Below are 13,486 nucleotides of genomic sequence, written 5' to 3'. Positions count from 1 at the left end.
GCGGTTGCAGGAGTGTATGTCGTGAAAATCGACCGGCCTTTATGGGCGTCCGGAGTGGTGTTGTCTGCGCAGCAGTTTCAACAGCAGGCCCGCTTTGAATCGTGGACCAACCAGAGTATTGCCTCACTGGGCTTGGTCCACCCTTGGGGCATCCGAAATGTGGCGTTTGATGCAGATGCGCTGAGGTTGGGTAAGCTGATGGCCACTCGGCTTCAGTTGTGCCTACCAGACGGTACTTTGATCGACACCGATCGGCTGGATCGACTACCCAGTGCCCTGGAACTCTCTCGGGTATTGCCCGGAGATATCCAGACGGCAACGGTTGTGATCGCTTTGCCACTGGAACAGGCCAATGGTAACAACTGCCTGTTTGAGGGTGGCAGCGCTGAGCGGCCCGTCAGATATCACCAGGTATGGCGTGACACCAAGGATCTCTACACCAGTGAAATACAGTCAATCAGCGTGCTCGAACATGCGCTGAGCTTGCGTCTGGCTGATGACGATAATGCGGATTATCTGACCTGCCCGGTGGGTCGTTTGCTGCGTGATGGCAAGGATGGGTGGGCCATTGATGGTACCTACATCCCGCCGTTGCTGAAGTTTGATGCTCATGCTGGGTTGTTGCTTCAACTCGACAACCTGCTCACCCAGCTGTCCGCCAAGCGTGAGCGTTTGATGGGAATGCGCCGGGAGAGCAACCAGCGAATGGCGGATTTCGCTGTTGCAGATGTCACGTTGTTCTGGTTGCTCAACGCGCTGAACACCTATCAGCCGGTGTTGGCAGACATAAAAGCGCAGCCTGCTCGCCATCCGGAGCAGGTATATCAACAGTTGGTGAAGTTTGCAGGTGGCCTGCTGACCTTCTCGTTAGACCAGCACATAGAGGACATACCCGCCTACCAGCACGCGGACCTTGAGGCGGTTTTCCCGCCCTTGATGCGTACCCTATCCACATTGCTGGAGGCGAGCCTGCCGTCCCGCGTGCTGGCACTGATCCTGGAGGCGCGCAGCGCAAACCGCTGGCAGGTTTCTCTGAGCGATCCACGTCTGCTTGAGCCTGAAGGTGCTGACTTCTATTTGTCGGTCCGTTGCCGGCTGCCAGCCGTACAAGTTCAAAGCCAATTCCCACGGCTGTGCAAGATCGGTTGCCCCGATGATGTGGACCATCTCGTCAATGCGGCACTCGATGGCGTTCCACTGAAACCTTTGAGCCATGTGCCCGCCGCGATACCGCTGCGGCTGGAGAATCAGTACTTCGCGCTCGATCTCAGCCATGCAAAGGGCCGCGCCATGCTGGCTGATGGGGTCTGTGCCCTCTATGTCCCGAGTGTGTTTCAGGGTGTCCAGCTCGAATTGTTCGCGGTGCTTCGCTCATGAGTCGCACAGTGCAGAAGCACACCGCAGCCAAGGTGGACATCGACGCGTTGCTGCAGGACACCTATCTGTTGGTTGTCGAGTTGCGACACGGTACCGATGCGCACAGTAGTCCGCAGCTGTGGTCAAGGTGCGTGGCTGATGTCGAGCATGTACGAGCCATGCTTCAGCAGGAGGGTCTGGACCGCCGCAGCGTCGATCTGATCAGTCATGCGCAGTGTGCGCTTCTGGACGAAACAGTACTTGCCCGCGCCGAAGGCAGTGCCCATGAGGATTGGGCGATGGAGACCTTACAGGCAAGGTTTTTCAGCAGCCATCAGGCGGGGGAGTCGCTCTACGAAGATATGCGCTCTGCGCTGCAGGAAGCCTCTGTGTCCCCTTGCGTACTCACAGTATTTCATCGAGTCCTGATGCTTGGATTCCTGGGGCGCTACCGAGAGGCAAACCACCCGGAGCGGCAGCAGTTGTTGACTGCCATCTCCGCGCAAGTGCCGCCTCTGGATACAAGTCAGTCGCTGGTCGTTCAGTTAGGCAGTGGCCCACGGATGCCGATGTGGGGTTGGTTGCGATCTCCTCTGCTTCACATCGTGATGGCAGCTGCTCTTTTGGTAGGTGCTTGGTGGGCGCTTGATCACGCGTTAGGTGAGGCAGTGGCCTCGCTCTTGCCGGTGCAGGAATGAGCGCAATGGCGCAGGTACACAAACAGGGGCTTTGGCTATGGGCCGGTGCGCTGTCCTGGTTGTTGATTGCCACGTTGCCGCTGGCTGTAGAGGTTCAAGCGATCGCTACTCTGGTAGTCACTGCCTTGCTGGTGTTGGGTTGGCGCCGGACTCAGCGTGCTGCCAAGAAACATATACCGTTGCAGTGGGGCGGCGGTGTCCGCCTGCCTGCTGGCTCGTATCGTCATCCTGTCGTTCTAGCGGTCGGCGATTGCTTGGCTGAGCTGTTTGGGGCCTCGTCTGCTGAGCAGTTGGCGCCACGGGTAACAGTGGAGGGGTGTTATGTGCCAGTGCCCGATCTCTTGAAGTTGTCCGCAGCCGTGGCCGATCTGCTGCTGGAGCGGCCAGAGTGGGACGGGCAGCTCAGTGTCATGTGGCTGGTCAATCCCAGCGCCCATACTGACGGCGCAGTGCTTGCGAACCAGATACAAAGCTTGTGCCACCAGGTTGCGATATTGCGCAAGCGAGGTAGACCGCTGCCGCTGCTGATTGTGGGCTACTTCCCGAGCGCAGTTGGGGTGTCGCCCTGGTTCAGCTGGGAAACTGAAGCATCAAGTGTGCGAGCGCGTGAGGTGGGTGAGTGCCTGACGCTGGCCGAATGGGAGCGCAGGGGCACAGAACCTGAGAACCAGGCTGATCGATTCCGAACCACGGTGCAGTTGAGCGCTGCTGTGGGATGGTTGAATCAAGCGTGCTTGCCGGAAATTGGCAAACGTAATTCCCGCGAGGGGATCGTAACAGCGGACGCCGTTGCGGTTGCATTTTGTCCCAAGTCTGAGGGCGCGCGTGATGGCAACCTCTGGCACCGTTGGCTACAGGAGCGGACTGGCCTTTCCTTCGCAGGTAGTGGGCCTAAACATACAAACGCGTCGTTACCCTTTCCTGATGCACTGCTCCATGTGTTGCCTGGCAGTACTCCACACAGTCGGCGAAGCAGGGCTGTGGTGATTGGAGTCTGGTTGTTCGTACTGACGGCTTGCGTTGCGCTGATTAGTTCGGCGAGGCAGAACACGCTCTTGATCCGTCAGGTCACCGATGATTTGCGACGCTACAGCACGGCTTCGCTGAACCCCGATTCGGACAAAGTATCGCAACGCCAGGAGGCACTGATGGTGCTTCGCCAGGAGGCGCAGCGACTGGACCGCTACTATCGCCAAGGGGAACCGTGGTCGTTGGGGATTGGGCTCTATCAGGGCGAAAGGCTGCGTCCTTCGTTGTTGGCCGCAATCAACGGCAATCACATCCCGACGATGCCTCAGGGAGTGGCTGACAAGCCACGCACGGTTCGCCTGGACAGCCTGTCGCTCTTCAACAGTGGTAGCGCGCAGTTGAAGCCAGGATCGACCAAGTTTTTGGTGAATGCACTTGCAGACATCAAGGCCCAGCCAGGCTGGTTGATCGTGATCACGGGCCATACGGACGCGACGGGTAGTGACGAACAGAATTTGCGTTTGACGCGAACACGCGCGGCGGCGGTTCATGACTGGATACAACACATGGGTGACATACCCAGCAACTGCTTCGCAGTTCAAGGCTTGGGTGCAAGCGAGCCCGTTGCAAGTAATGACACGGAACAAGGACGGTCGGCTAATCGCCGAGTTGAAATTCGCCTGGTGCCGGAGGCGGGGGCTTGTCAGCCCTCGGCTACGGCCTCAGGACTGCAACCCAAGTCGCACTCTGCGACTCCCAAAGCTTGAAATGAGGAGCTTCTAAATGGCTATTCCTGTTTATCTGTGGCTGAAAGACGATGGTGGAGCCGATATCAAAGGCTCGGTGGATGTAAAGGGTCGTGAGGGTAGTGTTGAAGTGGTCGGTCAAGATCATGATTTGTATATCCCTACCGATAACAATACCGGCAAATTAACGGGTACGCGTATCCATACGCCTTTTGTTTTTACCAAGGAGATAGACGCCTCCTCTCCTTATCTCTACAAGGCCGTGACGACTGGGCAGACGCTTAAAGAGGCGGAGTTCAAATGGTACAAGATTAATGATGCCGGGCAGGAGGTGGAATATTTCAACACCAAACTGGAAAACGTCAAGGTCGTGAAAGTTGCGCCCAAGATGCACGATGTCAAAGATCCGGCGAAAGAAAAACACAATCACTTGGAACTAGTCGAGCTGCGCTACGAAAAAATTACTTGGGCATTCAAGGATGGGAACATCATCCATTCAGACTCCTGGAATGAACGCCCTAGCGCCGCTGCCGCTGGATGAAACCTGGCTGTCAACCGAGGTTGGTTGACAGCCTCCAGTGTCTTGGGTTGAGCGTCCGTGCGCGGGCGTTCAGCCAAATACACCTCAGCTATTCAGATGCGCTCGCACTTGTGGCGGCATGTTGATTATTGACGACAAGGATGCCCTGTATGGCACACGATCCTACCCGCCTGCTTCGCCGGCTAAACGCCTACTGTACCCAGGCACTCACGGCAGCGGCTTCACTTTGTCAGGCGCGCGGGCACAGTCATATCACTGTTGAACATTGGCTGTTGAAGTTGTTTGAGCAGGGCGAGGGCGATCTCGTGGTCCTCGCCCGCCGATGCGAGTGGGATATGGATGCCATCTGGCAAGGGCTGCTTGACTACTTCCATACATTGCCGCGCAGCGTTCTCAGCAAACCTCAGTTGAGCGGTGAGGTGCAGCAGCTGATCACCAATGCCTGGTTGTTGGCATCGCTGGATCGTGACTGTGAGCAATTGCGATCCGTTCACTTGCTGGGGGCGTTATTTGAAACGCCTAACTTGCTCAAATGTTCCGCCGCCTGGCCTCTATCGAGCGTCGGTCCGACGCAGTTCAAGGAAATGGAAACGCTGCTTGAGTTTGACTCGCAAGAGCGTCAACCGGGGCAGACATCACTGTTCAAGCCAGAAGTGTCAGGAGAGGCTAAGGCGGCAGTCGTCTTGAAGGGGGACGAAGCATCAGTCGCTGTCCTCGATCAGTTTAGCCATGACGTCACCACCCAGGCAGCAGCGGGGCAAATCGACCCGGTGTTCGGCCGCGACGATGAGATCCGTCAAATGATCGATGTGCTGAGCCGTCGGCGCAAGAACAACCCTATCCTCGTGGGCGACCCAGGTGTTGGAAAAACCGCACTGGTCGAGGGGCTTGCTTTACGCATCGCCAGCGGGGATGTCCCCGATAGCTTGAAACCGGTGTGTATCCGTACGCTGGACCTGGGGTTGCTCCAAGCGGGCGCAGGAGTCAAAGGCGAGTTCGAGCAACGGCTGAAAAACGTAATTGATGCCGTCCAGCGGTCAGAGACGCCGGTGCTGCTGTTCATTGATGAAGCGCACACCTTGATCGGCGCTGGCAATCAGGCAGGGGGCGCAGATGCGGCGAATCTGCTGAAACCGGCTCTGGCGCGTGGCGAGCTGCGCACCATCGCTGCCACCACTTGGAGTGAATACAAGCAGTACTTTGAGCGCGATGCGGCGTTAGAGCGTCGCTTCCAGATGATCAAGGTCGATGAGCCGGATGATGCCAATGCTTGTGTGATGCTGCGAGGGCTCAAAGCGCGTTATGCCAGCTACCACGGCGTGCATGTTCAAGATGCTGCGGTGCAGGCGGCGGTCAGCTTGTCTCGCCGCTTTTTGACCGGGCGCCGTTTACCGGACAAAGCTGTGGATCTGATTGATACCGCCTGCGCGCGTGTTCGCATGAGCTTGGACTGCGAACCTCAGGCCTTGGTCCAGCTGAAGTCGCAGAAAATGGCCTTCACGGCAGAGAGGGTGGCGCTGGAAGAGGACGCGCAGCTTACCGGTATTACGCATGAATCTCGCTTGGCGAAGATCACTACCCAGCTGGTGCAGCTGGAGAGTCAGCAAGCCGCGTTGGAGCTGCAGTACCAACAAGAACTCGACCTCACCCACCAGCTGCTCAATGCTCGCCAGGGCGAGCAGGTTGATACAACTGTCTGCGCTCAGCTGCAAGAACACCTCAGCTACGTGCAGGGGAGTCGGCCACTGCTGTCCCTCGATGTGTGCGCACGCAGTGTGGCTGAGGTGATCGCAGACTGGACGGGCGTGCCTCTCGGTAGTCTGCTGAAAGACGAACACGCCAGCTTGTTGAACCTGGAAGATCAGTTGGCCGAGCGTGTTGTTGGTCAAGACCCGGCGCTGGTTGCACTTGCCCAACGGTTGCGCGCCGCCCGAACGGGCCTCACTGACGACAAGGCACCGATGGTTGTCTTCCTGCTGGTCGGTACCAGTGGCATCGGCAAGACGCAGACGGCGCATGCACTGGCCCACAGTCTGTTCGGTGGCGAGAAGTCCTTGATCACCCTCAACATGTCGGAGTACCAAGAGGCGCACACCGTCAGCCAACTCAAGGGTTCGCCGCCGGGTTATGTGGGTTACGGCCAGGGCGGCGTACTCACCGAAGCCGTCCGCCAGCGTCCCTATAGCGTGGTGTTGCTGGACGAAGTCGAAAAGGCCCACCGTGATGTACTCAACCTGTTCTATCAGGTGTTCGACCGCGGCTTCATGCGTGATGGAGAAGGAAGGGAGATCGATTTTCGCAACACGGTCATCCTCATGACTTCGAACCTGGGAAGCGACCTGCTGCAAGGTAGTATCGAGCGGCAGCCAGGCATTGAGGAAGCGGCACTGCATGAACTATTGCGTCCCGTGTTACGCGAGCACTTCCATGCTGCACTGTTGGCTCGCTTCCAGACATTGATCTTCCGCCCATTGGGGGCCGATGCACTCAAGCGCATTGTCGCCATCAAACTCGATCAAGTGGCCAAGCGCTTGCTGCGTCATTACGGCCTGCAATGTGAGGTTGATGACTCGCTCTACGAAGCGCTGGTCGCCGCCTGCCTTTTGCCCGATACCGGCGCTCGCAATATCGATAGCTTGCTCAATCAACAGATCCTGCCGGTGCTCAGTCAGCAGTTACTCCAGCGCCAAGCGCTCGGACAGCCCACCCAAGCCGTGACGCTTGGATACTGCGAAGACGCCGGCATCAGCTTGAGCTTTGCAGATGAACACCACGCAGCCGTAGCGGCTGCCGAGGGGGTTTGATGATGTCGAAGCCAATAATGGGTTTCACCCATAACCACTACCAGCTTGAAGTCGACCAGCTTGCTGTTGAGCTTGATGTACTGTCGTTCAAAGGTGAAGAGTGGCTGAGCAAACCGTTCAAGTACACCGTGGCATTCACTTCCCCGGAGCAGGATATCGAGGCTGCGCAGATCCTCGGGAAGGATGCCAGCTTTTATCTGGGCAAGTCTCAACCCACCGTCCAGCTCTCAATGATCAACGCTGCTTCACGTACGCTGCATGGCGTGATCACCGGTTTCAAGCGTGTCTCCGGTTCCCGGGATGAAGCCCGCTACCAAGTCACACTCGAAGCGCACCTGGCATTGCTCGGGCGTGGCAAGCAGTACCGGATCTACCAGCATCAGTCGGTGCCGGAAATCGTTGAAAGTGTCCTCCGTAGTCGCCACCAGTTCGAAGGGCAGCACTTCTTGTTTGACCTGGCGCGCGAGTATCCCAAGCGTGAACAGGTCATGCAGTACGGTGAGAGCGATCTGGCCTTCATCAGCCGTCTGCTGGCGGAGGTCGGCATCTGGTATCGCTTTACCCACGATGATCGCCTTTCCATCGATGTGGTCGAGTTTCACGACCATCAACGCCACTACCAGTTTGGACTCACGCTGCCACATCGCCCGCTGTCGGGTTTGACCAGCAATGGGCAGGAGGGCGTATGGGCGCTCCAAGTTGAGCATCAGGTGGTGGAGCAGCACATCAATGTGCGGGCTTATCACCACCGGGACGCGGCCGCTTTCCTGGATGGTGAGGTTGATCACAGCCGGGGGGGCACCACTACTTACGGCGAAGGCTATCACTACGGTGAACCCTATACCGCGCTGGGTGACGCCATTGACCAGGATGAGGACCTGCTCAGCGAAAGTGGCTACTTCTATGCGCGCCTGAATCATGAACGCTTTCTCAACGACCAGACGCGTTGCAATGGCGTCAGCAGCAGCGTAACGCTTGCCCCAGGGCAAGTGCTGACGGTCTCTGACGGGGCACCACAGGTGTTCGAGCCTGGGGTGGTCATTACACATTTGACCGTCGAGGCAGCACGCGACCGGAGCTTGGAAGCCAGGTTCGACGCGATTCCCTATTCGGAGTCGATAGGCTTTCGGCCCAGATTGCTGGGCAAGCCACAGATCGCCGGTACGGTGCCGGCGCGAGTTACCAGTACTCAAAAGAACGATTCCTACGGCCATATCGATATGGAGGGACGTTACCGGGTCAATTTCCTGTTTGACCGGGACACCTGGCGTGCAGGCGAGGAGAGTGTCTGGCTACGACTGGCACGGCCTTACGCGGGTGACACCCATGGCCTGCACTTGCCGTTGATCTGCGGTACCGAAGTGGCGGTGGCGTTTGAGCAAGGCGATCCGGACCGCCCCTACATCGCTTATGCCTTGCACGACAGTGAACATCCCGACCACGTGACGCTGCGCAACTACAAACGCAATGTGCTGCGGACCCCGGCCAACAACAAGTTGCGCATGGACGATACGCGTGGGAAGGAGCACATCAAGCTCAGTACCGAGCACAGTGGCAAGAGCCAGCTCAATCTGGGGCATGTGGTTGACGCTGAGCGCAAAACCCGAGGGGCGGGGGCAGAACTACGCACCGATGGGCATGTCGCCATGCGCGGTGGCAGCGGCATCTTCATCAGTGCTGATACGCAGCCAGGGGCCAAGGGGCACATGCTCGAAATGGCTGCTGTCCTGGAGCGCCTGGATCAGGCCAAAGAGCAGTTGGAAGGGCTTTCGGATGACGCTCAGGCGTGCAAGGCGGAGCCTGCGGATGTCCAGGCCCAACTGGACCTGCTTAAGCAAGATCTGGAACAGCTCAAATCCTCGGTCCTGATACTGAGCGCCCCTCAGGGGATCTCGCTAACCAGTGGCGGCCATCTTCAGCTGGCAGCGCAAAAGAACCTGATGCTCAACGCCGGTGGTGAGGCCGATGTCAGCGTGGTCAAGCGGTTGTTTGTTGGGATAGGACAGGGGCTGAGTGTGTTTGTGCGCAAATTGGGCATCAAGCTCATTGCCAACCAAGGGCCAGTCAGTATCCAGGCGCAAAACGATACCTTGTTGCTAATTGCACGGCATGGTCTAGAAATCTCTAGTACCGAAGATGAAATCCGGATCACGGCGAAAAAGAAGATCACGCTCAATGCGGGTGGCAGCTATATCACCATGGATGCGTGCAGTATTGAGTCTGGCACGGAAGGCGATTGCCTAATCAAGGCTGCAAGCTTCGAATATATAGAAGAGCCTGCAAAGAAGGCAGCAGAGATTACGTCCATGCCTGCTTTGGCAGACCATGATCCCGACTCGTTAAAATTTACAGTATTTTCAGGATGAATGTTCTCTGAGATATGGAGTGATGCGTCATGGCTGAGCGTAGCATGAAGTGGTTGGCTGACATGTTTGGAGGGGGAATCGATGAATCTGAGTCGGAGGAGTCTGTAGGTCCTATCTATCCGACACCTGATGGAAAATCAATCAGCTCATCCGCAGCCGATGGCAGTACGCTCCAACCCGTAAAAAACTGGAGCTATCCCTTCAAGCAGAAAAACAAAGCCAGTGTGATAGATCAGCTTACCCAACTGGCGAATGCGACAGCGGGCTATTACCCGCTGGGAGCTGGCGGGCTCTGGCATGGAGGGGTTCACTTCGACAGTGGTACGGCGGGTGTGCTTGATCAGTCTCACGTTCTTTGCATAGCAGATGGTGAAGTGGTGGCTTACCGTACTGATATGAACTCAGCCGTGACGAGTTACGTTGAAAACAAAAAGCCGGCGCCCAAGCCTTTTTCTCGAAATTTTGTATTGGTTCGTCATCGGCTGGAAGCACCTAAGATTCAAGGAGACAATGAAGCTCCACCGTCCCTGATTATCTATAGCCTCTACATGCACTTGGAGGACGGAGCGATTTATCAGGGTGCGCCTGAATTGCCGCGTCCACATTTCTGGGAAAAGAAGGATGACTACCTTGTTTCGATGACAGCGAAGGACGCACATCCAAATCTGCCGGGCAAGCTAGGACTTAATGTGCGCCACCAGGAGAGAAGAGGAGCAGTCATTGATTTACTACCGCAAGGAACCCTGGTAAGGGTCAGCGGAGGGGGTGAGTACCGCCGGCTGATAAGTACGAAGGGACCTGCGCGGCGACTGGTGGGTACTGACGGGGCGCTGCGCGGATACGTGCGCTTCGATCAGTTGGAATCGATTGAGGGAGGGGAGCACCGTGCGAAGGCCGGGTTAGTTATTTATGACGAGAAAAATGCCAAAAGTAGCGACCGTAAATCTGACCTGCCCAAAGGTTCGCAAGTAAAAATCAGTGGCGAGGGTGAGCTTCGCAAACTGGAGAGTGTTGCGCAGTTTGTCCATTTCGAGTCGCTGCAGGCTTTGCCTGTGCCTAGGGCGTACGATGAAATATGTGTGCTTGATAAGCCATTGCCCATAAGGGCAGGTGCATTGATAGGCCATATAGGTCAATACCAAGATTATGCTGCAGACCTGCCCGAGAGAAAACTCCACCTGGAAGTTTTTAGTGGTGGCGACGTGGGGCGTTTTATTGCTCAGTGTCGAACGTGGGTAAAGGGGCTTCCGGCAAAAGACAAGACTTTGCTCAAACTGGCAAAGGGCACGGCCGTGGTGGTGCACAAGGACCACTTCGGAGAGATGCGCCCTCCGGTGCAAAACGACCAAAGTCAATTAAGCAGCGCCGATCTATTTGTTCCCAGGTCATTGCTGGATGGGTTGCCCTCAACGCATAAAATTGCAATACCCGAGGCTGGTGAGCGTGAAGCGTGCAACTGGTATCGGCTTGAAGGTTTGCTTAATGATGAGAAAAACCAGCTTCTAGACGGATGGGTGAGAGTGGAGAAGGGGAGCGATCAATGGACGAGTCCGTGGGCTTGGGCGGGCTATGACGTCATTACCGATTACACATCTCCGCCTGAATTCATGGCTGCTTCTTTACGCTCACTCAATCGTCTGACAGACGAGCAAATAAGGCGATACGGTCCTATGGCGGATGCTGGTGATAAGGGGGCTATCAAGGAGCGGTTATTTGATCTTATAGATAGTGATCGGGATAAGAACATTACAGTGGAGGAATTGCGGGCAGTAATGCGAATTCCTGCGCACGCTCAGGCGCTTTCACGCTTGGTTATCTATTGTGAAAGTGAATGGTGTTACAGGCCGCAAAAGTGGGATGTTCTGGATGAGATTCTTGGTCACGCGGGATCGACACCGCACCTTAATTGGTTGGCGGAGAAGGAGCGGATTAGGCAATTAAGTTGGTGGGGCGAAATCGCAATTAAGGTCGGGTTGCCGGCATGTGGAATGATTAATCATATACATCCATTGGTTGGGCTTGCTGTTTTTGTTTTTGTCGAAGATTTGATATTTGTTGATGAGTTTATCGAGCATTACGCGAGTGTTCATCAGACATTTGCGGCGGGTACGATGCCCTTGGCTGACGAGTCGAAGGAGAATCTTAGGAAGCTGATTGTAGGCATAAATGAATATTACAGGGCGACTGGCGACCAGGCAAATCTCTATGAGGTTGCATACATGCTGGCCACTGCTCGGCATGAAACTTATCAATTCACTACGGGAGAGTATTTTAGTGAAAAGCCGGAGGTGGGCCGACTGAGCTATTTTAATAAATATGATCCCGTCCTAGCTCCAACTGCAGCACTCCGTCTTATCGCAAAGAAAAATGGAAATACTGAAGAGGGGGACGGGTTTAAGTATCGTGGTAGGGGTTGTGTGCACTTGACTTGGAAAAATAACTATAGAAAATTCTCCAATATTATGGGGGTTGATTTTGTGGGTGATCCAGATGCGGCTGGAAGGTTTGAATATGCTGTTCCTATCATGATCATTGGTATGAAATCCGGGCTTTTTACTGGGAGCAAGATTTCAGTACACATTAATTCTGGTGCCATAAATTATAGGTCTGCGCGGCGTGTTATTAATGGGCTTGACGAAGCCGATCTACTCGCTTCCTATGCTACTAAGATGCAAGCTATTCTAAGTGAAACGTCGCGTCTTTCGGAGGATTTCCACTGATGCTAAAGAAAGCGTTTTTTTGGATCGGTGTTTTTGTTTCTTTTGGCTTGCAAGCCAGCGATGTGGTAATAGAGGAGCGGGGCAGGGATTTGTATGTAAGAAGTTCTTCTGTAGAGCATTCGGTTAAGGATGTTTTTGGTGACAGGGATGGGGTTGATAGAGTGTTGATGACTATCAACGGGCAGTCGGCTATTTTTGTATTTGGTCGTGATAGTTACTACTATACGCTGCGTTTTGATGGTGTGCGGGTTATGGTGGACTGCGTTTATGTGGATGGGCGGAACATATATAATGGCGCTCGAATTTCGGTTGGGGAGTGCGGTCTAGGTACTTTGCTTGAGTCAAATTTTTATGAGATAGGGATGGAGTTGCTAGCCGAGCAGATTAGGGATGTCTATTCATTCGATACCAAGGCTAGTGCTCATGGTGGTGGGCGATATCTCATAGGTGAACTTAATGGCGTAGAATTTTTAGATGAGTATTTGTCTAAAGAGAGTTTGATCGATTCGCGTCCTAACAAGCTAGTTCGGTGGAGAGGACGTTGTTATAAATTCGATACTGATTTGGTTTTTTTGACTAAGGTTGGCGGGGGGATACGGTATGTCGATGTGGTGAGGTCACTCGATCCGATGAAGCTTCAACGGTTGGATGGAGATGATGTGCGGCGTTTAGTGGTGGATCGTTGTTTGTAAGGTGGATGCGCAGGGCTTGAGATAGTTTGTTTAAACTGGGTATGTTGTATTTTGTTTGTTTTTGAGTGTGTGCTCTGTTGTGCATGTTTCGATTTTTCCGTCATTGGGGGTTGAAGTTGGTGTTATTAAATGGTTGGTTTGTTTGATGAAGGGTGTAGTTCGTGTTGGAGACAGGACTACAGGAGGCGGAACCGTGCTTGCTGGTTCTAGCTCAATGCGTTTTGGCGGTATTTATGTGGCTCGTGAAGGCGATCCCGTCAGTTGCCCTGATCCTGGCCACGGCCGCACTGTCATCGCAGAAGGGCATTCTGCTTTCAGAGATCACGGTGTGCCAGTTGCCTTTGACGGACATCGTTGCGCGTGCGGGTGCGTGTTGATCTCGTCAATGCCTAGCGCTGGTACGAGATAGTCCATGGCAGTGGACCTTGATCGCATACCTGCTCAGGCTGATCGGCCGAGTAGCCCCAGGCTATGGCTCTGGCTGTGTTTGCTTCCGCTCTTCCTGCTTTTCGGATGCGCTGTTGTAGCCCTGTTTTCAGAGGTGGATCTGCGAGAACAAACAGCCGTTGTTTGGGGAGCTGCACTGGGTGTGTC

9 protein-coding genes are annotated in these 13,486 nt (G+C 55.1%); all 9 read left to right on the top strand.

Translation table 11 applies throughout. From position 1 onward, the window contains the following. The first annotated feature begins 21 nt into the window (after window positions 1–21). Window positions 22–1,377 carry a type VI secretion system baseplate subunit TssK gene (gene tssK / locus ACEWE8_RS24370; protein ID WP_395589391.1) on the top strand — a complete coding sequence of 452 codons (1,356 nt, stop codon included), beginning with the start codon at window positions 22–24 and terminating at the stop codon, window positions 1,375–1,377. Further along, a complete protein-coding gene (tssL, locus tag ACEWE8_RS24365; protein ID WP_168216545.1) occupies window positions 1,374–2,054 on the top strand; it encodes a type VI secretion system protein TssL, short form in 681 nt (226 codons plus the stop codon). Before tssK ends, tssL begins: the two co-directional genes overlap by 4 nt. A gap of 5 nt (window positions 2,055–2,059) precedes the next feature. Further along, window positions 2,060–3,790, top strand: a complete 1,731-nt coding sequence (locus ACEWE8_RS24360) for an OmpA family protein (protein WP_395589390.1) — start codon at window positions 2,060–2,062, stop codon at window positions 3,788–3,790. Window positions 3,791–3,806: 16 nt separating this feature from the next. After that, a complete protein-coding gene (locus tag ACEWE8_RS24355) occupies window positions 3,807–4,310 on the top strand; it encodes an Hcp family type VI secretion system effector (RefSeq protein WP_012315100.1) in 504 nt (167 codons plus the stop codon). A gap of 149 nt (window positions 4,311–4,459) precedes the next feature. Beyond that, entirely contained in the window at window positions 4,460–7,114 is a 2,655-nt protein-coding gene (gene tssH / locus ACEWE8_RS24350) for a type VI secretion system ATPase TssH (protein ID WP_395589389.1), read from the top strand. Window positions 7,115–7,131: 17 nt separating this feature from the next. Continuing rightward, the gene (locus ACEWE8_RS24345) at window positions 7,132–9,480 is read left to right on the top strand and encodes a type VI secretion system Vgr family protein (protein ID WP_395589388.1); all 2,349 of its coding nucleotides are present in this window, start codon (window positions 7,132–7,134) and stop codon (window positions 9,478–9,480) included. A 29-nt stretch (window positions 9,481–9,509) separates the two neighbouring features. Then, window positions 9,510–12,200, top strand: a complete 2,691-nt coding sequence (locus ACEWE8_RS24340; RefSeq protein WP_395589387.1) for a hypothetical protein — start codon at window positions 9,510–9,512, stop codon at window positions 12,198–12,200. Next, on the top strand, window positions 12,200–12,892 hold the full coding sequence (locus ACEWE8_RS24335; RefSeq protein ID WP_395589386.1) for a hypothetical protein: 693 nt from the start codon (window positions 12,200–12,202) through the stop codon (window positions 12,890–12,892). The genes ACEWE8_RS24340 and ACEWE8_RS24335 overlap by 1 nt, the downstream gene beginning before the upstream one ends. A 145-nt stretch (window positions 12,893–13,037) precedes the next feature. Continuing rightward, window positions 13,038–13,301, top strand: a complete 264-nt coding sequence (locus tag ACEWE8_RS24330) for a PAAR domain-containing protein (protein WP_395589392.1) — start codon at window positions 13,038–13,040, stop codon at window positions 13,299–13,301. The last annotated feature ends 185 nt before the right edge of the window (window positions 13,302–13,486 follow it).

Origin of the sequence: Pseudomonas sp. TR47, from assembly GCF_044143025.1 — a bacterium.
In the GTDB taxonomy this organism is placed as follows: Bacteria; Pseudomonadota; Gammaproteobacteria; order Pseudomonadales; family Pseudomonadaceae; genus Aquipseudomonas; species Aquipseudomonas putida_E.
This window is presented reverse-complemented; position numbering and strand designations above follow the sequence as displayed.

What these genes read in the sequence shown, in the direction of transcription:
- tssL (WP_168216545.1), top strand. Translation starts at nt 1,374, where the DNA reads ATGAGTCGCACAGTGCAGAAGCACACCGCAGCCAAGGTGGACATCGAC.
- ACEWE8_RS24360 (WP_395589390.1), top strand. Translation starts at nt 2,060, where the DNA reads ATGGCGCAGGTACACAAACAGGGGCTTTGGCTATGGGCCGGTGCGCTG.
- ACEWE8_RS24355 (WP_012315100.1), top strand. Translation starts at nt 3,807, where the DNA reads ATGGCTATTCCTGTTTATCTGTGGCTGAAAGACGATGGTGGAGCCGAT.
- tssH (WP_395589389.1), top strand. Translation starts at nt 4,460, where the DNA reads ATGGCACACGATCCTACCCGCCTGCTTCGCCGGCTAAACGCCTACTGT.
- ACEWE8_RS24345 (WP_395589388.1), top strand. Translation starts at nt 7,132, where the DNA reads ATGGGTTTCACCCATAACCACTACCAGCTTGAAGTCGACCAGCTTGCT.
- ACEWE8_RS24340 (WP_395589387.1), top strand. Translation starts at nt 9,510, where the DNA reads ATGGCTGAGCGTAGCATGAAGTGGTTGGCTGACATGTTTGGAGGGGGA.
- ACEWE8_RS24335 (WP_395589386.1), top strand. Translation starts at nt 12,200, where the DNA reads ATGCTAAAGAAAGCGTTTTTTTGGATCGGTGTTTTTGTTTCTTTTGGC.
- ACEWE8_RS24330 (WP_395589392.1), top strand. Translation starts at nt 13,038, where the DNA reads ATGAAGGGTGTAGTTCGTGTTGGAGACAGGACTACAGGAGGCGGAACC.